Source organism: Corynebacterium sp. 51B (assembly GCF_008930785.1).
Lineage (GTDB): Bacteria > Actinomycetota > Actinomycetes > Mycobacteriales > Mycobacteriaceae > Corynebacterium > Corynebacterium megadyptis.
On record NZ_PQMK01000001.1, the window covers coordinates 235,333 to 256,017 of the forward strand.

General features: G+C 63.5%; 15 protein-coding genes. 5 read left to right on the plus strand and 10 right to left on the minus strand.

What is annotated here, in order from left to right:
• Nucleotides 1-39 precede the first annotated feature (39 nt).
• From alaS to aspS, 4 genes are all read right to left on the minus strand, one after another.
• Nucleotides 40-2,703 carry an alanine--tRNA ligase gene (gene alaS, locus GBB14_RS01015; RefSeq protein WP_151530473.1) on the minus strand — a complete coding sequence of 888 codons (2,664 nt, stop codon included), beginning with the start codon at nt 2,701-2,703 and terminating at the stop codon, nt 40-42.
• A gap of 55 nt (nt 2,704-2,758) precedes the next feature.
• Nucleotides 2,759-4,135: a replication-associated recombination protein A gene (locus tag GBB14_RS01020; protein WP_151528668.1), complete on the minus strand. Its 1,377-nt coding sequence runs from the start codon at nt 4,133-4,135 to the stop codon at nt 2,759-2,761.
• Nucleotides 4,136-4,152: 17 nt separating this feature from the next.
• Nucleotides 4,153-5,433: a phosphotransferase family protein gene (locus tag GBB14_RS01025; protein ID WP_151528667.1), complete on the minus strand. Its 1,281-nt coding sequence runs from the start codon at nt 5,431-5,433 to the stop codon at nt 4,153-4,155.
• 368 nt (nt 5,434-5,801) lie between these two features.
• Nucleotides 5,802-7,595, minus strand: a complete 1,794-nt coding sequence (gene aspS, locus GBB14_RS01030; protein WP_151528666.1) for an aspartate--tRNA ligase — start codon at nt 7,593-7,595, stop codon at nt 5,802-5,804.
• 188 nt (nt 7,596-7,783) lie between these two features.
• Here aspS and GBB14_RS01035 point away from each other — a divergent pair, with 188 nt between their 5' ends.
• From GBB14_RS01035 to GBB14_RS01050, 4 genes are all read left to right on the plus strand, one after another.
• Nucleotides 7,784-8,659, plus strand: a complete 876-nt coding sequence (locus GBB14_RS01035; RefSeq protein ID WP_151528665.1) for a neutral zinc metallopeptidase — start codon at nt 7,784-7,786, stop codon at nt 8,657-8,659.
• A 51-nt stretch (nt 8,660-8,710) separates the two neighbouring features.
• Nucleotides 8,711-9,499: a CBS domain-containing protein gene (locus tag GBB14_RS01040; RefSeq protein ID WP_151528664.1), complete on the plus strand. Its 789-nt coding sequence runs from the start codon at nt 8,711-8,713 to the stop codon at nt 9,497-9,499.
• 101 nt (nt 9,500-9,600) lie between these two features.
• The gene (locus GBB14_RS01045) at nt 9,601-10,158 is read left to right on the plus strand and encodes a CE1759 family FMN reductase (RefSeq protein WP_151528663.1); all 558 of its coding nucleotides are present in this window, start codon (nt 9,601-9,603) and stop codon (nt 10,156-10,158) included.
• 157 nt (nt 10,159-10,315) lie between these two features.
• The gene (locus GBB14_RS01050) at nt 10,316-11,710 is read left to right on the plus strand and encodes an L-serine ammonia-lyase (RefSeq protein ID WP_151528662.1); all 1,395 of its coding nucleotides are present in this window, start codon (nt 10,316-10,318) and stop codon (nt 11,708-11,710) included.
• Between the two features lie 108 nt (nt 11,711-11,818).
• Here GBB14_RS01050 and hisS read toward each other — a convergent pair whose 3' ends face one another.
• Together hisS and GBB14_RS01060 are read right to left on the minus strand one after the other, a co-directional pair.
• Entirely contained in the window at nt 11,819-13,105 is a 1,287-nt protein-coding gene (gene hisS / locus GBB14_RS01055; protein ID WP_151528661.1) for a histidine--tRNA ligase, read from the minus strand.
• A 6-nt stretch (nt 13,106-13,111) separates the two neighbouring features.
• On the minus strand, nt 13,112-13,741 hold the full coding sequence (locus GBB14_RS01060) for an MBL fold metallo-hydrolase (RefSeq protein WP_151528660.1): 630 nt from the start codon (nt 13,739-13,741) through the stop codon (nt 13,112-13,114).
• 109 nt (nt 13,742-13,850) lie between these two features.
• Here GBB14_RS01060 and GBB14_RS01065 point away from each other — a divergent pair, with 109 nt between their 5' ends.
• Entirely contained in the window at nt 13,851-14,705 is an 855-nt protein-coding gene (locus GBB14_RS01065) for a peptidylprolyl isomerase (protein ID WP_151528659.1), read from the plus strand.
• A 126-nt stretch (nt 14,706-14,831) separates the two neighbouring features.
• Here GBB14_RS01065 and GBB14_RS01070 read toward each other — a convergent pair whose 3' ends face one another.
• From GBB14_RS01070 to secF, 4 genes are all read right to left on the minus strand, one after another.
• Nucleotides 14,832-17,117, minus strand: a complete 2,286-nt coding sequence (locus GBB14_RS01070) for a bifunctional (p)ppGpp synthetase/guanosine-3',5'-bis(diphosphate) 3'-pyrophosphohydrolase (protein WP_151528658.1) — start codon at nt 17,115-17,117, stop codon at nt 14,832-14,834.
• 23 nt (nt 17,118-17,140) lie between these two features.
• Nucleotides 17,141-17,686: an adenine phosphoribosyltransferase gene (locus GBB14_RS01075; RefSeq protein WP_151528657.1), complete on the minus strand. Its 546-nt coding sequence runs from the start codon at nt 17,684-17,686 to the stop codon at nt 17,141-17,143.
• A 177-nt stretch (nt 17,687-17,863) separates the two neighbouring features.
• Nucleotides 17,864-19,456: an ABC transporter substrate-binding protein gene (locus tag GBB14_RS01080; RefSeq protein ID WP_192796078.1), complete on the minus strand. Its 1,593-nt coding sequence runs from the start codon at nt 19,454-19,456 to the stop codon at nt 17,864-17,866.
• A 121-nt stretch (nt 19,457-19,577) separates the two neighbouring features.
• The gene (gene secF / locus GBB14_RS01085; RefSeq protein ID WP_151528655.1) at nt 19,578-20,684 is read right to left on the minus strand and encodes a protein translocase subunit SecF; all 1,107 of its coding nucleotides are present in this window, start codon (nt 20,682-20,684) and stop codon (nt 19,578-19,580) included.
• Nucleotide 20,685: the final 1 nt, after the last annotated feature.

Sequence of the window (20,685 nt, forward strand, 5' to 3'; positions counted from 1 at the left end):
CCCCTTCTACCTCGGGATGGGTGCACGCGTTGCGGGCGTCTAGCCCTCGAGTGCTGCGGCTACTGCAGCGAAACCGGCAGCGATACCGGAGGCGTCAGAGCCAGAGCCCTGGGCCATATCCGGCTTGCCGCCGCCGCGGCCACCAATGTGGCTGCCGAAGGTCTTGACCAACTCGCCGGCCTTGATGCCTTGGGACACCGCCTGCGCGGTGGCAGCAACGATGAAGGGCACCTTGCCACCATTATCGCTGGCCAGCACCACCACACCGGCACGCTCGCCGAGGCGGTTCTTCAGATCAGAGGCCATCTCGCGCAGGTCTCCGCCGGAGAGATTCTCGGCCGGGGTTGCGGTGATCAGCTCATAGCCGCCCACTGGGCGGGCCGAGGAGAGGATCTCGCCGGTCTGGGCGGCCAGCTGCTGCTTGTGCAGCTGGGCGATCTGCTTCTCGGCCAGCTTGAGCTTCTCGGTCAGCTGGGAGATGCGCTCCGGCAGCTCCTCGCTGGGAGCCTTCAAGGAGCTCGCCAGGCCGGCGGCGAGGGCGCGCTCGCGGGAGAGGTAGGAGAAGGAATCCAGGCCGGAATAGGCCTCGATGCGGCGCACTCCGGATCCCACCGAGGACTCGCCCAGCACGGCCACGGGGCCGATCTGCGAGGAGTGCTGCACGTGGGTGCCGCCGCAGAGCTCCATGGAGAAGGGGCCACCGATTTCCACCACGCGCACATTGCGGCCGTAGTTCTCGCCGAAGAGCGCCATCGCACCCATGGCCTTGGCCTCATCCAGGGTGGTTTCGATGGTATTGACCTGGTGGTCGGTGTCCACAGCCTGATTGGTGATGTACTCGATCTGCTGCATCTGCTCCGGGCTCAGTGCCTGGGTGTAGTTGAAGTCGAAGCGCAGATAGCCCGGCTTATTCATCGAGCCAGCCTGGACGGCTGTGGGGCCGAGAACCTCCCGCAGCGCGGCGTGAATGAGGTGGGTGGCGGAGTGTGCCTGGCGGGCGGCGTGCCGCCATGCCGGATCGACGGCGGCGTGCACCTGCGCGCCCACACCCAATTCACCGCCGACCACGCGGGCTTTGTGTACCCACAGCTTCTTGCCGATCTTCTGCACATCGCTGACTTCCAAATCGGCGGAGCCGGCGGTGATACGGCCACGATCGCCCAGCTGGCCGCCTGCTTCGGCATACATCGGCGAGACGTCGAGGATCACCTCGACCTCCTCGCCCGGGGAGGCGGCGTCGAGACGCTGCCCTTGGCGGATCAGGCCCAGCACACGGGATTCGGACTCGAGGTTGTCATAGCCGACGAACTCGGTGGGGTGATCGTCCACGAACTCGCGGTAGACGGACATGTCGGCATGGCCGTGCTTCTTGGCCACGCTATCGGCCTTAGCGCGGGCGCGCTGCTCGGCCATGAGCTGATCGAAGCCCTCGCGATCCACGTCGAGGCCCGCCTCGGCGGCCATCTCGAGGGTGAGATCGATCGGGAAGCCATACGTGTCGTGCAGGGCGAATACCTTATCGCCGGAGAGGCTGGTCACCCCAGCGGAGCGGGCCTCGGTGGCGGCATTATCAAAGAGGTGCGTGCCCGATTCGAGCGTGCGCAGGAAGGCCTTTTCCTCATTGGTGGCCACCTGCAGAATGCGGGCGCGGGCGTCCGCGATCTCCGGGTAGGACAGCTCCATGGTGTCCATGATGGTGTTCATCAACTGTTCCATGGTCTCGCCGGTGGCCCCGAGCAGCTTCGCGGAGCGGATGATACGGCGCAACAGCCGGCGCAGAATATAGCCGCGGCCCTCATTACCCGGGGTGACACCATCGAGGATGAGCATCATGCCGGTGCGGGAGTGATCGGCGATCACGCGGAAACGAATATCGTTCTGGTGGTTCTTGCCATAGGTGGCGCCGGTGAGCGTTTCGGCCACGTCAATGACGGGGCGCAGCAGATCCGTCTCGTAGACATTGTCTACGCCCTGCATGATGCAGGCGACACGCTCAATGCCGAGGCCGGTATCAATATTCTTCTTCGGCAGCGGGCCGAGGACCTCGAAGGAGTCCTTGCCGGTGCCCTCGCCGCGCTCATTCTCCATGAACACGAGGTTCCAGATCTCCATGTAGCGGTTATCATCCGCCACCGGGCCGCCCTCTTGGCCATATTCGGGTCCGCGATCATAGTAGATCTCGGAGCAGGGGCCGCAGGGGCCGGGAATGCCCATGGACCAGTAGTTATCTGCCATGCCTAGGCGCTGGATTCGCTCGGTGGGTACACCAATCTTCTTATACCAGATATCAGCAGCCTCGTCATCGTCGAGGTACACCGTTACCCAGAGGCGCTTCGGGTCGAGACCATAGCCGCCCTCGGCTACATCTCCGGTGAGCAGCTCCCAGGCATGGGTGATCGCGCCTTCCTTGAAGTACTGGCCGAAGGAGAAGTTGCCGGCCATCTGGAAAAAGGTGTTGTGGCGGGTAGTAATGCCCACCTCCTCGATGTCGAGGGTGCGCACACACTTCTGGATGGAGGTGGCCGTGCCATTGGGGAAAGGCGGATTCTGCTGGCCTAAGAAGTAGGGCTTGAAGGGAACCATGCCGGCGTTCACGAACAGCAGGGTGGGATCGTCAAGAATCAGCGAGGCGCTCGGCACGGCCTCGTGGCCTGCCTTCACGAAGTGCTGCGTAAAACGCTCTCGGATCTCATGAGTCTGCACGAAAAATTCCTCGCTTCACCGTGGTATGAGTGTCAATCTCTGGGTAGTTTACTCTTTAGCCGCGCACGATCCTGCGCAGGCGGCCGATAAAATCATACAGACGTTTTTCCGCACCGTGGGTGCTCGGCTCATAGTAAACGGCATCGTCCAGCGCTTCGGGGATATAACGCTGCGCTACCACCCCGCGCGGATCGTCATGCGGATAGCTATACCCCACCGCATTGCCCAGCTTCTTTGCGCCTTCATAGTGCCCGTCGCGCAGGTGCTGCGGCACGGGATAGTTCTTGCCCTGGCGCACATCCTCGAGCGCGCGGTCGATGGCCCGGTACACCGCATTGGACTTTGGTGCCGTGGCCAAATGCACCACCGCTTGGGCGAGCACGATACGTCCCTCGGGCAGACCGATCAGCTGCACCGCCTGGGCAGCAGCGGTGGCGATGCTCAGCGCGGTGGGATCGGCCATGCCGATATCCTCACTGGCGGCGATCACCAGCCGGCGAGCAATAAAGCGAGGATCCTCCCCCGCATCGATCATCCGCGCCAGATAGTGCAGGGCCGCGTCCACATCCGAGCCGCGAATGGATTTGATGAAGGCACTGGTGACGTCATAGTGCTGGTCCCCATCGCGGTCATAGCGCACGATCGCACGATTGACGTTGTCGGCGATGGTCTCCAGAGTAAGTGTGCCGCCATCCTCGACGGCCTCCGCGCAGGCCTCGAGATAGGTGAGGCTGCGGCGGCCATCGCCGCCGGCGAGCAGCACCAGCTGCTCTAAGGCCTCATCATCGGCGTTGATGCGGCCACCGATGCCGCGCTCATCCTCGAGGGCGCGGGTGATCAGCTGCTTAATGGAGTCATCCTCCAGCGGGTTGAGCTGGAGTAAGAGCGAGCGTGAGAGCAGCGGCGAGACCACCGAAAAGCTCGGGTTCTCCGTGGTGGCGGCGACGAGTAAGACGGTGCGGTTTTCCACCGCGGCCAGCAGCGCGTCTTGCTGCGTTTTCGAAAAGCGGTGCACCTCATCAATAAAGAGCACGGTTTGCTGGCCCTGGATGAGGCGGCGGCGCGCCTCATCGATGACCGCGCGCACCTCCTTCACCCCACTATTCAGCGCCGAGAGCGCCACGAAGTGCCGGCCAGTAGCGGCACTCACCAGCGAGGCGATCGTGGTCTTTCCTGTCCCCGGCGGGCCATAGAGAATCACCGAGGCGTCGCCGGAGCCCTCCACCAGCCGCCGCAGCGGCTTGCCTGGGCCGAGAAGGTGGTCTTGTCCCACCACCTCATCGAGGCTGCGGGGGCGCATCCGCGCCGCCAAGGGGGCGGCGGCACCGGGATGGAAATAGTCCGCGGCGGCGGATCCTGCTGACATCCCTGCTGTGCCGCCCGCGCCGGCCGCGTCCGCTCCGGCCGTATCAAACAGGCCTTGTTGGGGCATGTGTGCTCTACCTACTCCTAGTGGGTGTTCTCGCGCAGGGTCTCGGCGAGGTCGGCACCGACGAATCGATCGATCACGTGCTGGGCAAAGTCCACCACGGCGGGGAAACGGGGATCGTCCGAACGCTGGGCGAAGCGGATGAGTGCATCGAAGGTTTCGTAGATGTCGATCTTCGCGAGCCGCTCCAGCTCGGCGGTGTCATCGAAGGAGTCGAGCATCTGCTGCGCGGACCAGCCCAGGTTGGTGTTCTGCGCGGCCTCGTCGACGGAGTCCTCGGCCGGGCTCATCTGATCGAGAATATTGAGCGGGCCGAAATTGAGATGCCAGATCGACAGCACTGCCCAGCCCACCAGCGCGGTGACGATGCGGGCACGCAAACGCTCGGGGTTATTCACGTTCGGCCACATGCTGCTCACCTCTTGACGCCATGCCTCGACGAAGAGATCCGCTTCCTGATCACTCAGCCGGTGAGAGAACACGAATTGGGGGAAGCCAGCAACCACGCAGGCCACATCGAAGGTGGCATCGCGGAAGCCCGCCCACTCATAGTCCAAGAATTCAGGGCGCTCCGAGTAGACGATATTATCCGGAGACAGATCGAAGGGCGTGAACGCTCGGTGCTGCCCGGAGACCAGGCGGCGCTGCGCCTCGTGGGCGAAACGTCGCACGGTGTCATCAATCACCACCCCGTGCTTCTCTAGGAACTCCAGGCCAGAGAGCACCCCGGTTTCCAGTGCCTGGTCCCGATAGCCGGCGTGGGAGGCCTGTGCCCCATGCTTGGACACCATGCGGCGGAAGAGGATGTCAAAGTCTTGTTCGTGATCGGCAGAAGCCGAGTGCAGCAGACCAAGGGCACGGCCGAGGCGGCGCAGCAGGGAGCGGCGCTGTTCGGTATCGGCCCGATCCATCAGATCGGCGAAGGTATCTACATCGCCGCAGTCAGAGATCACCAATAGGCGTTCCTCCATGTCATAGGCCAAGAGCACCGGCCCTGGCCGGACATCATTCGGCAGCGAGGTGGTGAATTGATAGGCCACCACTTCCCGCAGGAAGCGGGTGGGATCAAGAGGATCGTCCGAGGACGGCGAGTGTTTGACCACCACCGTGCGCTCTTGCAGATAGGGCGAGGGGGTGAGCTTCAACCGCAACACGGTGGAATTGCCCGAGCCCTCGAGAATTTCTGCGCCGACCAGCCTGAGGGAACCACCGTACCGCTTGCACAAGAGCTTTTCTGCACGAGCAACCACATGCTCGTGGATCTCTTCGACGGCCGCGGTGGGTGTGATTGTCGCCGACATGGGCGTGATCTCTCCTCGGTGGGGTTATGAGCTAAAAGTATGGTTCGGTTAAGGCTCCCGCGCATAAACACCGCCCCCCTACGGGGCTATGCACGGCAGTACGCACGCACTCAATTCCTTACAGTCATGAGCACCATTGTGCCTGAGTGGCTGGCCCTACCGATAGGGCCTAGGCGATATTCACAGCGACATCACATCCGCAGCCCCGCGGTTCAGCATCGCGCGAGACAACGGCGGAATGCCCGCCATCTGGGTGCGCGCATGCAAAAGCGAGGGCGCTGCGCCTGCCGCACACTGTGCACGAGACTGCCACCCTCGCTGAGCGCGCTACCGCCACCACTGCGGGTGGCGGCCGCGATGCGTGCGGATTAGGACTGAGCGTCCTTCTCCTTCGGCTTGGCGTCGATACCCGATTCCTTGCGCTGCTGCTTGGTGATCGGCGCCGGGGCCGCGGTAAGCGGATCCACTCCGCCACCCGACTTCGGGAAGGCGATGACATCGCGAATGGAGTCGAAGCCGCCCAGTAGGGAGACGATGCGGTCCCAGCCGAAGGCGATACCGCCGTGCGGCGGGGCGCCAAAGGCGAAAGCGTCGAGCAGGAAGCCGAACTTCTCCTGAGCTTCCTCATCGCTAATGCCCATCACCTTGAACACGCGCTCTTGCACATCGCGGCGGTGGATACGGATGGAGCCGCCACCGATCTCGTTGCCGTTGCAGACGATGTCATAGGCGTAGGCGGTGGCCTCACCCGGGTTCTCATCGAAGCTATCGATCCACTCGGGCTTCGGGGAGGTAAAGGCGTGGTGCACGGCGGTCCACTGGGAGTGCCCCAGAGCGACATCGCCGGAAGCGGTGGCATCGGCGGAGGGCTCGAACAGAGGTGCATCGACGACCCAGGTGAAGGCCCAGTCGCCCTCCTTGATCAGGCCGAGCTTCTCGGCGATCGCGCCACGGGCGGCGCCCAGCAGGGCACGGGAGGACTTGGCATCGCCGGCGGCGAAGAAGATGCAGTCGCCGGGCTTAGCGCCCACGTGCTCGGCAATGCCGGCGCGCTCGGCGTCGGTGATGTTCTTGGCCACCGGGCCGGCCAGCTCGCCGTCCTCGCCCACGAGGATATAGGCCAAGCCCTTCGCGCCGCGCTGCTTCGCCCACTCCTGCCAGGCGTCCAGCTGACGACGCGGCTGGGAGGCGCCACCGTCCATCACCACGGCACCCACGTAGTCATTCTGGAAGACGCGGAAGGTGGTGTCCTTGAAGAACTCGGTGCATTCCACCAGCGGGATGTCGAAGCGCAGATCCGGCTTATCGGAGCCGTACTTCTCCATCGCCTCCTTGTAGGTCATGCGCGGAATCGGGGTGGAGATCTCGTAGCCGATCTCCTTCCACAGCGCCACCAGAATGTCCTCGGCCAGGGCGATGACGTCTTCCTGGTCCACGAAGCTCATCTCCACATCCAGCTGGGTGAACTCCGGCTGCCGATCGGCGCGGAAGTCCTCATCGCGGTAGCAGCGCGCGATCTGGTAGTAGCGCTCTATGCCGGCCACCATGAGCAGCTGCTTGAACAGCTGCGGCGACTGCGGCAGTGCGTACCAGGAGCCCGGCTTGAGGCGCGCCGGAACGAGGAAGTCGCGGGCGCCCTCCGGGGTGGAGCGCGTCAGGGTGGGGGTTTCGATCTCGAGGAAGCCGTGGCTATCGAGCACCGAGCGGGCCGCGCGATTGACATTCGAGCGCAGCTTCATAGCGGCGGCCTGGCTGGAGCGGCGCAAGTCCAGATAGCGGTACTTCAGGCGGGTTTCCTCGCCCACCTCACCGGAGGAGGATGCGTCCTCGATCTGGAAAGGCAGCGCCGAGGCCTCATTGAGGATCTCCAGCTCGGAGACATTGACCTCCACATCGCCGGAGGCAAGGTTCGGGTTCTCGCTTCCTTCCGGACGCGGCTCGACCACGCCGGTGACCTTGACGCAGAACTCGCTGCGCAGCTTGTGTGCCTGCTCTGCCACCTCGGACTCGCGGAACACAACCTGCGCCACGCCGGAGCTATCGCGAAGATCAATAAAGATCACGCCACCGTGGTCACGGCGACGCGCGACCCATCCGGTCAGCGTCACGGCGCTACCCGCGGTTTCTTTCCTTAAATCCCCTGCATAATGAGTACGCAACACTGAAGGCTGTCCCTTTCCTTTACATAAATATGTAGATCCGTGCTGAGTTTACCCGCCAGAGTGGACATATTCGACACCGGCCCCTGTGCACGCTTATCGACACCATCCTCGCGCCCGCACATCGCCCGCGCGCCGCGGCTGCAGCGAGATGGCGTCGATAAGCGCAAAGAATGTGAGAATATAAACGCATGACTTTTCGGAAAGACGTTACGAGCGAGGGCAGCCGCGCCCGCACCGGCGGCGGTGGCCGAGCGGTAGCGCTAGGTGGCGGCGGCATCGGCACCCTGCTGCTCGTGGGGCTGTACCTATTCATGGGCGGCGATATTGGCAGCCTCGGCCAGCTCACCGCGCCCGAACAACAAGTCCAGAGCGAGTCCGGCACGCTGGAACACTGCCGTACCGGCGAGGACGCCAACACCTACGACGATTGCCGCGTGATGTTCACCGCCTTGTCGGTCGATGATGTGTGGCGCGAGCAGCTGCCGGCCCAGGCCGGCATCGACTACACCGAGCCCACCCCCGTGATTTTTGAGGGCGCCACCCAATCCGGCTGTGGCATCGCACAATCCGCCACCGGCCCCTTCTACTGCCCGCGGGATAACTCCGCCTACTTCGACACCTCATTTTTTAGCCAGCTGGATCAGCTCGGCGGCGATTCCGGCCCACTCGCCCAAATGTATGTGGTGGCCCACGAATACGGCCACCACATCCAGAACCTGGAAGGCACCCTGGGCTTGAGCAACTACAACGATCCCGGCGCGGATTCGAATGCGGTGAAGATCGAGCTGCAGGCCGATTGCTATGCAGGGCTCTGGGCGCACTACGCCGATAAGGGCGAGGACGCCTATCTCGAGCAGATCACCGAAGAGCAGGTGCAGCAGGCCGTGGATACCGCGCGCGCCATTGGCGATGACAATATCCAACAGCAGTCCGGTCGCGAGGTGCAACCGGATAGTTGGACGCACGGTTCCTCGAAGCAGCGCCAGCAGGCCTTTATGACTGGCTACACCAGTGGACGCATGTCCACCTGCGACACCTTAGAGCGCGGCGGCTATAGCAACTAGCGTTTCCGCCCGCCGCCGTGACACCCCGATGCGTGGAAAGAGGATGGCCCCATGACTGACACCCGCCCCGCCGAGCGCGATGCCGAGCGCAACGCCGCGAATGAACCGGCGCATCGCGCCCACCAATTCATAGCGGCATTTAACGATATCGAGGCGCACTTTCGCTCGGTGTTGCAGCCGAAGGGCTACGAAGCCTTTGGCTCGATGGCGCGCCGCATGGAAAATAGCGGGGCCATCACCTCCCTGCAGTTGATGGAGCTTGAGGCCTTTGTGGATCTGCGCAATGCGATCAGCCACGGCTCCTATCGGGATGGCGAGCCCATTGCGGAGCCGCGGGCCGATACAGTGGCCGCAATTGAGAAGCTGCGCGATGTATTGCTCAGCCCGCCGCGGGTGGTGCAGGTGATCGGGCAGCAGAAGATCTATAGCTTCACCCCGGAGGACTCACTCTCCGAGGTATTTCACATTATTAATGAGAAGGGCATTTCGCAGTACCCGATCTATCACGAGGGCTCCTATCAGGCGCTGCTGACTACAACCATGGTGGCGCAGTGGTTTGCGGATTGGTCGCTGCGCCGCAGCGCGGGCGAGGATGTGGGCTCCCTCGAGTCGGTTCGGGTGGGCGAGGTAATTGATTTCGCCCATAGCCGCGCCTTGCGCGATCATGCGGTCTTTGCCCCCGCCGATGTGGACGCGGCCACGGCGGTAACGATGCTGCGGCATCCGGAGCTGCCGCGGGTGCTGATTGTTACCGAGCACGGCAAGAAATCGCAGAAGCCGATTCGTATCGTCGGCGCCGCCGATGTGATCCCGCTGCTGGATGCGCTGGAGGAGTTTTAAGCCACCCCGCAGCTTCAGCTGGGCCCGCGCAGAGGCGTGTGCGCTTCGGCTTCTCCCCCTCCCCTGCCGCTTCTGTACCGGCTGGGCTACCCTAAGAAACCATGTCATCTCTGCTCGTGATTTCTGCTGGGCTCTCCTCGCCATCCTCCACGCTTTCCTTAGCGCGCCGTATCGCCACTGCCGCCGAGGACTCGCTGGAGCAGCAGGGTGAGACTATCTCCCGCTCCGAGCTGGAGGTGCGCACCCTGGCCTTCGATCTGGCCTCCTATATGACCGAGGGGTTTCAGCTCAGCCCGGCGCTCAGCGCTGCGCATCGCCAGGTCGAGCAGGCCGATGGGCTGATTATCGCCACTCCGATCTTTACCGCCAGTTTCTCGGGGCTATTGAAGATGTTTGTGGACTCGCTGCCGCGCACCGCGGTGGTGGGCACGCCGACGACATTGGCGGCCACCGCCGGCAGTCCCCGCCATCTGCTCGCAGTGGACTATGCGCTGCGCCCGCTGATCACACACTTGAAGGCCAGCGTCTTGCCCACGGCGGTATTTCACTCCACCGATAGCGCGGATTCGGCCGAGTTTGAGGAGCGTGTGCAGCGCGCCGCCGAGGAGCTCTCGGAGGCGATCATGATGGAGCACGCGGCAGGCTCCTCTGCCTCGTAGGGCCCGCGGCACCTGGTGTCGTGGTGCGTCTGAAATACCAGATCACCACCCCCGTACATAGTGCTATTTTCCCTGCTCAAGCCCTGTTCTCACATACCAGACCAGAGGGTAATTCTGGGCAGCTTTATGTGATGTAGCCCGCAATAGACTAGCAACTATGACTATTTCAGCGGTTGATCTTTTTAGCATCGGCATCGGCCCCTCGTCATCCCATACTGTCGGACCGATGCGCGCTGCCCTGCAGTATGTACGGCAGCATCAGCCCCGGGCCGTGGCGGTCACTCTGCACGGCTCGCTTGCCGCCACGGGTCTCGGACATGGCACCGACCGCGCCACGCTGCTTGGACTGATGGGCTACGAGCCCGATACGGTCCCCCACGATATCGATCCCGCCCCTGGCGCGGCGATCCCGGAGAGCGGCACCATCGAGTCCTTCGACGGGGCTATCGACTACCGGATTGTCTTCGATAACGCTCCCCTGCCACAGCACCCCAATGGCATGACCTTCCAGCAGCTCGACGCCTCCGGCGAGCCACTCGGGGCGCCGCAGCGCTATTTCTCGGTCGGCGGCGGGTTCATTCTGCGGGAAGATGAGATGGAGGAGATCTCCACCCTGCCCGCCGGTGCCGCCACCGCCGGCCGCGAGGGCGAGCTGCCGTATCCCTTCACCACCGGTAATGAGCTACTGGAGCTCTGTCGGCTGCACGACATGTCGGTCGCCGCCATCATGCTGGCCAATGAGTCCCAACTGCACTACGAGCACGGCGGCGCCGAGTATGTGCTCGGCCATCTCGACCGAGTGTGGCACACCATGAGCGAGTGCATCCAGCGCGGCACCGCCGCCACCGGCGAGCTTCCTGGGGGCTTGCGGGTGCGTCGTCGCGCCGCAGCCATGCTCGAGCGTATCCGTGCCGAGAAGCAGAACGATGAGGGCGATGCGCTGCGCGCCATGGAGTGGGTGAACCTCTACGCGCTGGCGGTGAATGAGGAAAACGCCGCAGGCGGCCGGGTGGTTACCGCCCCCACCAATGGCGCAGCCGGCATCATCCCCGCGGTGATGAACTACGCCCGCGACTTCCGCGTGGACTTCACCCACGACACCGCCCGAGAATTTTTACTCGCCGCCGCCGCCATTGGCCTCATCATTAAAGAAAATGCCTCCATTTCCGGCGCCGAGGTGGGCTGCCAAGGGGAGGTGGGCTCCGCCTCGGCTATGGCCGCGGCGGGATTGGCGCAGATCATGGGCGGCTCCGCGGCCCAAGTAGAAAACGCCGCAGAGATCGCCCTCGAACACAACCTCGGGCTGACCTGCGATCCCATCGGCGGCCTGGTCCAGATCCCCTGCATTGAACGCAATGCCATCGGCGCGGTGAAGTCCATTAACGCCGCCCGTCTCGCCTGCTTCGGCGATGGCCAGCACTGGGTGTCTTTGGATGATGCGGTCAAGACCATGAGTGATACCGGCAAGGACATGCTCTCCAAGTACAAGGAGACCTCTATGGGCGGACTCGCCGTGAACATCGGATTAAAGGTCAACCGCGTGGAGTGCTAGCCACGCCCCGTGCGGCGTTCCGGCCTAGCATGCGCAACGGCCCTGCGCGTCATTCCCGTAAGCGGTACGAGGAATCGCGGCAGCGCCGTTATCTGCGTTCGGAGCGTATTAGGCCAGCGCGGTGCGCAGGTGCTCCACCAGCGCGGCGGTGGAGACTTCCTGCTGCTCATGGCGGCTCAGATCCTTCACCGCCACCACGTCATTGTCCAGCTCCCGATCACCGATCACGAGTGCGAACTGGGCGCCGGCGCGGTCCGCGCCCTTCATCGCGCCCTTCAAGCCGCGATCGCCATAGGACATATCGGCCGAGATACCGGCCACGCGCAGCTCATTGATGACAGCGGCGAGCCGCCGCTTGGCGTCTGCGCCCATGCCGACACCGTAGACATCCACCCGGGAGCCGGTGGTCAGTCTCACGCCCTCGGCCTGCATGGCCAACAGGGCGCGATCCACACCCAAGCCATAGCCGATACCGGAGAGATCCTGTCCGCCGAGCTGTTTCATCAGCCCGTCATAGCGGCCACCGCCACCGATACCGGACTGTGCCCCCAAGCCATCGTGCACGAACTCGAAGCAGGTCTTGGTGTAGTAGTCCAAACCTCGCACCAGGCGCGGGTTGATCTCGAAGTCGATGCCCATGTCCTCGAGCAGGCCGGTGACCGTCTCGAAGTGCTCTCGGCACTCGGCAGAGAGATAGTCCAGCATGAGCGGGGCATCGGCGGTCATCTCCTTGACCTCCTCACGCTTATCGTCCAAGACGCGAAGCGGGTTCAGCTCGGCGCGCTGCCGGGTGGCCTCATCCAGCGGCAAGGCGAAGAGAAACTCCTGCAGCTTCTCCCGATAGGTGCCACGGCAGCTGGCATCGCCAAGAGAGGTCAGCTCCAGCCGGTAACCGCGCAAGCCTAGGGCACGGAAAGAACGATCGGCGAGGGCCACCACCTCGGCGTCGAGAGCGGGATCATCGACACCGATGGCCTCCACGCCCACCTGCTGCAGCTGGCGGTAGCGCCCAGCCTGGGGGCGCTCATAGCGGAAGAAGGGGCCGGCATAGGCCAGCTTCACCGGCAGCTGGCCACGATCGAGGTTGTGCTCGATCACCGAGCGCATCACCCCGGCCGTGCCCTCGGGGCGCAGAGTCACCGAACGCCCACCGCGGTCGGGGAAGGTGTACATTTCCTTGCTCACCACGTCGGTGGATTCGCCCACGCCGCGCGCAAATAAGCCGGTGTCTTCGAAGATCGGCAACTCAATGTGCTCATAGCCCGCCCGATGCGCCTGGTCCACCAAGGTGTTCTGGACAGCCTTGAATTCAGCGGAGTGCGCCGGAACATAATCCGGAACGCCCTTGGGAGCGGAAAATGCCTTGAGTTTCTTCGAATCAGTCACGGATGACAGTGTATATCAGGCGAGGAAGGGGTTGGACTTCAACTCCGTGGCCATCGTGGTCTCCGGCCCATGCCCGGGCAGCACATGCAGCTCCGGCGGGAGCTGAGAGACGACATCGGCCAGGCTGCGCTTCATCGCGGCAGGATCCGAGCCCGGCAGATCGGTGCGGCCAATCGAGCCGGCGAACAGCACATCGCCGGAAAAGCACACCTGCCGCCCCACGAAGAGCACCGAACCCGGGGAATGGCCTGGGGCATGGCGCACCGTGAAGCGCTCCTTGCAGATGTGGACCTCAGCGCCGTCATCGAGATAGTCCAGCGTGTCCGGAAAGGGCATGGAGGCGGCGTCGAAAAGCTGCTGCGCCTGCTCAGACACCCCGGAGCCATCCTTGAGCATGCCCGCATCCTGGGGGTGAATGAAGACAGTGCAGCCCTGCTCGTTGGCGAGGGCGGCCGCATCGCGGGTGTGATCAATGTGGCCGTGGGTCAGCAGCACCTGCTCCAAGGTGAGATTGTTCTGCCGCAGGTGCTGGGTGATCGCGGCGGCGGCGCCGAGGCCGGGATCGATCACGGTCGCGCGCTCGCCATCCGAGATGACATAGCAGTTGGTCTGGAAAGGGCCGGTGACCATCATCGCAAGATTCATGCTCACCATCATAGGTCGCGGGCGGTACCACCACTGCGCCCGCGATACTCTAAACTGTGTTCAGTTAGCACGGAATCTACGAGCACATGAGGCTAGGTGAGCACCCCTAATGGAGAGCAATAAGAAGCGTCGCGAGGAGTCGATGCGCGCCCTCGAGCGCGAAATCAAGTCCCGTGATCGGAAGGAAAAGACCCAGCCTCTCGGCGTGGCACTGGCCTCGCTGGCGGTGATTGGTCTCGCTACCGCCGGTATCTACTGGGCTTCGACGCACGAAGGCGATGATGCGGTGGAGGCCTCCGAGGAGACCAGCACCACCGAGGCCGCGGAGCAGGACATCACGCCGCTGGCCAAAGAGCGCACCACCCCCCTTGGGGAAACCGTGACCTGCTCCTATGAGGATTCCGGCCGTGAGGCCAGCCGCGAGGTCTCCCGCCCCAACCAAGAGGATGTGCCCGCCCGCGGCACCGTCACCGTCACCCTCGACACCAGCCAAGGCCCGATCGGCATGAAGCTGGATCGTTCCGTCTCGCCCTGCACCGTCAACGCGGTGGAGCACCTCGCACAGGAGGGCTTCTACAACGATACGATCTGCCACCGCATCACCACCTCCGGTATTCACGTGCTGCAGTGCGGCGATCCGAGCGGCCAGGGATCGGGCGGCCCGGGCTTCCAGTTCGCCAACGAGTTCCCCACCGATGAGGCCTCGGATCAGGCAAAGCAGCAGCCCGTGAACTATGAGCGCGGCACCATCGCCATGGCCAATAGCGGCCCCGATACCAATGGCTCGCAGTTCTTCCTCAACTACGATGATTCCCCGCTGCCGCCGATGTACACCTACTTCGGCACCATCGATGAGGCTGGGCTGAAGACCCTCGACGCCATCGCCGAGAAGGGTGCCGCCGAGGGCGCCAGCGACGGCGCTCCTGCGGAGGAAGTAAAGATCACCACCGCCACGGTGAGCTAGGACATAACCCGCGTGGCCGCTGCGGCCGGCACGACAAAGCTAAGGCCCACACTCTCCCCCTTGCGGGGAATAAGAGTGTGGGCCTTTGTGCTGCGCTTCACGGGCGGGCACAGCGTTGAGTGCGCTTTAGCCGCCAGAGGTGACGCGGTAGACGTCGAAGACGCCTTCGATACTGCGCAGATGGTGCATCAAGGATCCCAGCTGCTTGGAGTCCGAGACCTGGAAGGTAAAGCGCAGCATCGCCACCCGGTCATCGGCGACGCGGGTATTCATCGCGGTCACCGTCACCTTCTGCTCCGCGATCACCCGGGTGACCTCCAGCAGGAGGCCATTGCGGTCAAGGGCCTCGACTTGCAGCGTGGCGGCGAATACCGTCCCCGAGGACTCCGAGGCCCACGAGACCTGAATCAGCCGCTCCGGCTCCTGCTGGAGCTTCTCGGCGTTGGTGCAGTCGGCGCGGTGCACGCTCACCCCGCCGCCGCGGGTGACGAAACCGAAGATGGTATCGCCCGGAACCGGGGTACAGCACTTGGCCAGCTTCGCCATCACATCCGGGCTGCCCTCCACCAAGATGCCGGTGGAGGAATCCTGATGGGCGCGCTGCTTGGAATTGACCAGCTCGTGGAAGGGGGTGCGCGCGGCGAGGGCGTCCTCGGCATCGTCGGCATCGCCGAAAGTCGCCATGAGGCGATTCATCACATGCCGCGCCGAGACCGAACCATTACCGATCGCGGCGTAGAGCGTCTCCACGTCCTGGTAGTGCAGCTCCTCGGCCACCGCCCGCATGGACTGCGAGGTGATCAGCCGGTGCAGGGGCAACCCGCCGCGTTGTACTTCGGTGGCGAGGGCGTCGCGGCCAAGCTCCACATGCTCTTCGCGGCGCTCCTTGGCAAACCACTGCCGAATCTTGGCCTTGGCGCGCGGCGAGGCCACGAACTTCTCCCAGTCCTGGCTGGGCCCTGCTGCCTGATCTTTAGAGGTAAATACCTCCACCCGATCGCCGGAGTTCAGCTTGGTTTCGAGCGCCACCAACTTGCCGTTGATCTTCGCGCCGATACAGCGATGCCCCACCTCGGTGTGTACCGCATAGGCGAAGTCCACCGGGGTGGCATCCACCGGCAGGTTCACCACATCGCCCTTGGGGGTGAACACGAAGATCTGCGTGCTGCTGAGGTCATAGCGCAGCGAATCGAGGAACTCATTCGGGTCGGCGGCTTCTTTTTGCCAATCCAGCAGCTGGCGCAGCCACGCCATCTGATCCAGATCGGCTTTATCGCCCTTGTGCGAGCCCTTGGTCTCCTTATAACGCCAGTGCGCGGCAATGCCGAACTCGGCGTTGTAGTGCATCTCATGGGTGCGCACCTGCACCTCAAGCGGCTTGGTGCCCGGCCCCATCACGGTGGTGTGCAGGGACTGATACACCCCGAAGCGCGGCGCCGAAATATAGTCCTTGAAGCGTCCGGGCATGGCGGAGTAGAGGGAGTGCACCGCACCGATGGCGGCATAGCAGCTATTGATGTCATCGACGAGCACGCGGATGCCGATGAGATCGAAGATCTCGTCGAAATCGCGGCCCCGCACGATCATCTTCTGATAGATCGACCAATAGTGCTTCGGCCGGCCCATCACCTCGGCGTGGATGTTGTTGTCCTTGAGGGTGGTGCTGAGCTCGTCGATGATCTGGGTGATATAGCGGTCCCGCGAGGGGGCACGATCCGCCACCAAGCGCACGATCTCTTGGTACTTCTTCGGATACAAAATGGCGAAGGAGAGATCCTCCAGCTCCCACTTCACCGACGCCATGCCGAGCCGGTGCGCCAGCGGCGCAATCACCTCAAGGGTTTCGCGCGCCTTTTTGGCCTGCTTCTCCGGGGGCAAAAAGCGCATGGTGCGCATATTGTGCAGGCGATCGGCCACCTTGATTACCAACACCCGCGGATCATTGCTCATGGCCACGATCATTTTGCGGATCGTTTCCGCCTCCGCGGCCGCCCCGAGCGCCACCTTATCCAGCTTGGTCACGCCATCAACCATGCGGGCGACTTCTTCACCGAAGTCGCGGGTGAGATCCTCCAGGGTGTAGTCGGTGTCCTCCACCGTGTCGTGCAGCAGCGCCGCCAACAGGGTGGTGGTATCCATGCCGATCTCCGCGGCGATGGTGGCTACGGCCAAGGGATGGGTGATATAGGGGTCACCGGACTTGCGATACACGCCATCGTGCAACCGCTCGGCGGTGGAGTATGCCCGCTCCAAGAGGGCGACATCGCACTTCGGGTGGATCTCGCGGTGAATGCTGATCAGCGGCTCGAGGACAGGATTGGCCTTGACCTTGTTGCCGGTGAGGCTACGGGCGAGCCTGGCAGACATGCTGCGGACACTGACTTGGTTGCGTCCAGGTTTGTTTTCCGGCATAGCGCTAAGTGTATTAGATAAACCTAGGCGATATCCCCATTGTTGAGGACAACCAAGGGCACGTCCGCCAGCTTCTGCCGGCCGCCGAGGCCGCCGACCTCCAGCACGAGAGCATTGCCCACCACGCTGGCCCCAGCCTTTTCCAGCAGGCTTCGCGCCGCGCAGAGAGTGCCGCCCGTGGCCAGGACGTCGTCGACAAGCGCAATCTTGCGCCCCTGTAGCTCCACGCCGCTGCCCGGGATCTCGAGCGCTGCCGAGCCATATTCCAGGTCATATTCCGCGCTAAAGACCGGCGGCGGCAGCTTGCCCTTTTTGCGGATCGCCAGCACGCCCATGCCGAGCTTATAGGCCACCGCCGAGCCGAGCAGAAAGCCGCGGGCATCGAGGCCGCCGATCATCTCCGCCCCCATCTCTTTGACGGCCTGGGAGAGCTCATCGACGATCACCCGCAGCGCCTCACCGTCGGCGAGCACCGGGGTGAGATCCTCAAAGATCACGCCTTCGGCGGGAAAATCGGGCACATAGCGGATGCGATCGGCAAGAGCGTCGCGGGCGGTTGCATACGACATGGCTATAGGTGTGGCCTTCCTGTCAGGTGCTGGGCAGGCACGGGGCTCACCCAGCGGGCACCAAAGGTGCACGGGATTCATCGAGCATGAAGTTGGATCACTCCCCCACGAACGCGATCGACTGCCACGACCGCATCGCCGCGATACAGTGCCGGCGCCGCGAGAGGCGAGCGCGGGTTAGTCGATCTGCCAGCGCGACATGTTCCAGCCGATCCCCGCTCGCGAAGTGTTAGGAACAACGTTACCCACCGAGTTGTTCACCACAAACGTGCGGGGTTGGGCAGCGAGCGGAATGGAGGGGATCTCCTCCCACAGCCGCTCCTCCGCTTGGCGCAATAGCTCGCTATTATTGGCCGGCGCATTCACCGAGGCGTACTCGGTGCGGGTATCCACCGCCACCAAGATCGCGTCGGCCTGGCCCTCCAAATCGGCGGGGCCGCCCCACTCATTCGTAGCGGTGCGGGAGAGATCACCGAGATCATTGGTGATATCTGAGACGTCCTTGATCGTGATGCCGGCTTTGGCGCAGCTTTCGCTGATGGCGTCCACGATCGCCTTTTTCCGTGGATCGGGGGCGGTATAGCCGATACGAATCGTCGCCCCCTCCAGCTCGGCCCGGGCTTTGGCCATATCGGTGCCGAGGTTGCGATCGGAGATATCGCGGGTGCTTTCGAAGGTCGGCGCGATCGCCGGGCTGAGGCGGGTGCCCACCGGCGGCACATCCACACCGGAGTAGCCGGAAGATAATTGCGCTATCTCGTTTTGATCTATGCAGGCGGCAAAGCCCTGCCGCTTCGCCGGGGTGGCGAGCACCCCCGAGTTGGCGAGATTGAGTTGTTCGATCAGTTGGCCGACCTCGCGGGTGACTTCATAGGGATTGGCGGTGTCATTGCGGTCCACCCAGTCGATCGAGGAGGCATTCACCAGATCCGCGATCTCCAAGGAGTTCTGCTCGGCCTTGGCCACCCGATCCACCCCGGCGGGATAGACCACGATCTTATCGAGGGAGGGGGCGTCTCCTGCGTAGTGCGGATTGGGCACGAGCACGACCGAGCCATCGTCGAGGACCTCAGAGATCTTCATCGGGCCCGAGGAGGCGTGCAGTTCGGGGTCAAAGTTCTTCAGCAAGAAGGCATCGTTCCATGCGGTGCCGATCTTTTCCATCGGCTCGGCAGCGCCGCTCGTCACCGCCTGCCACATCTCGTCTTCGCTCATTCCGGCGGCGCGGGCGATGATATGGGCGGGCAGCACGGTGCCGGGGCCGAAGAGCTGCCGCCACCGGGATCCAAAGGAGTCTTTGAACTGCACCGTGAAGTTCTTGGAGCCGCGCTCGCATTTCACATCGGCCACCTGCTGCATCAGCGGGTTATAGGCCTTGAAATAGGCTTCCTGCGTCGCGGCGATGAAGGAGAGATAGAAATCATCGCAGGTCACCGGCACCTCATCGGAGAAGATGGCCCGCTTATTGATGGTGTAGATGATCTGCACGGTTTGCCCCGGCAGGGACTGGCCCTGCGCCAGATCCATATTGGGGATGGTCTGCCCCTGGGGGCCGTGCATGAATACCGGCGGATACAGCCGAGAGGCCAGCTGTTCCGCGTTGGTGCTCACCCCGATTGTGGAGGCCGCATTGGTCGTCACCAGCGGGGTGTCCACGGCATAGCCGAAGACCTCCTGCGGCGGCTGTTCTTCCTCCGCGCAGCCTGCCAGCCCGAGAACCCCCACAGCTAGCATCACGATTACGCGGCGCAGAGTCATTCCTGCACTCATCAGGGTTTCCTTCATTCTTGCTGTGCTTATCGACGCCCACCTGCGCCACCGCAGCCGGCGTGCCCCGCAGGACACCGCCGCTGCCGTGGCAGCGTGGTCATCAGCGCCGCCAAGCACATCGCTAATGGGTGGTGGGGCGCCAGCTGAGCGCCTCCGGCTGCCCGTGTTCCGCGGGTTGCGGAGCCTGCACCGTGCGGCCGGTGTCTACCGGAGTCTCCTCCGGCTCCTCTGCTGCCCCAGAGCGGTAGCGCTCCACGGCGGCGTTGTGGTCCCGCACCTCCTTGGTGCGGTTCTTCATCGACACCAAGCACGGGGCGGCGAGGAAGATCGAGGAGAGCGTACCCTGCACCACGCCGATGAGCTGCACCAGAGCGAGGTCCTTCAAGGTGCCCACACCGAGCATCCACACCGCGACCACCATCAGCGAGATGATCGGCAGAGCCGAGAGCACCGTGGTGGAAATCGAGCGCATCACCGTCTGGTTAATGGCACGGTTGGCCAGCTCCGCATAGGTGCGCCGGCGCGAGGATTGAAAACCTGCGGTGAGCTCGGAGACTTTATCGAAGACCACCACGGTGTCATAGAGCGAGAAGGCCAGCACGGTCAGCAGACCGATCACGGTGGCCGGGGTGACCTCAAAACCGATGAGGGCATACACACCGGAGATCACGATGGCGTCCACCGTGATACACGCGATCGCGGATACGCCCATGAGCTTCTCGAAGCGCAGGGCGATGAAGGCGAAGACGAGCGCCAGGAACACGCCCATGGCCAGCAGCATGCGTTCGGTAATGGTCGAGCCCCAGGATTCGGAGACGGTGGAGTCACCGATGGCATCCGGGGAAGGCTCTCCCTGCGAGTCCTTGGGTTGGAAGGCATCATAGAGCGCCGCGCGGGCGTCATTGATCTGTTCCTCGCCGAGGCGCTCCGAGGTGATCTCCAGGATGCGGGCATCGCCCGATCCAACAACCTGCACCGCGTGCGGGTCCACCCCGGTGGCCTCTTCAAAGACCTGTTCCACTCGGGTCTCGTCGAGATCCCCGGCGGGCATATTCATCTTGGTGCCGCCCTGGAAATCGATACCGAGGCTGAATCCCCGGATCGCGATCGAGGCGAGAGCAATAAGGATGACGATAGCGGCGATGGTGTACCAGCGCTTGCGCTTGCCGATGAAATCGACGCCGCCCTCGCCGGTATAAAGCCGCTTGATGATTGAGGTATCACTCATG